The organism is Streptomyces hazeniae, assembly GCF_031845485.1.
GTDB lineage: Bacteria > Actinomycetota > Actinomycetes > Streptomycetales > Streptomycetaceae > Streptomyces > Streptomyces hazeniae.
The window spans coordinates 1-255 of the sequence record NZ_JAVREQ010000276.1; the positions used below are offsets into that span (position 1 = coordinate 1).

Sequence of the window (255 nt, forward strand, 5' to 3'; positions counted from 1 at the left end):
GGTCGACCTTGGACGGGTCCTTGCCGGAGAAGGCGCCGCCGCCGTGGCGGGCCATGCCGCCGTAGGTGTCGATGATGATCTTGCGGCCGGTGAGCCCGGCGTCGCCCATCGGGCCGCCGATCTCGAAGCGGCCGGTGGGGTTCACCAGCAGCCGGTAGCCCTCGGTCTCGATCTTGATGCCGTCCTCGACGAGCTGCTTCAGCTCCGGCTCCACCACGAACTCGCGGATGTCGGGGGCGAGGAGGGAGTCGAGGT

Annotated in this window: 1 protein-coding gene; it reads right to left on the reverse strand. The window is 69.8% G+C overall.

Features of this window, described 5'->3' with window-relative positions; translation table 11 throughout:
- The coding region (locus tag RM572_RS29680; RefSeq protein WP_311676423.1) for a methionine adenosyltransferase domain-containing protein at positions 1-255 on the reverse strand (255 nt) is incomplete at both ends.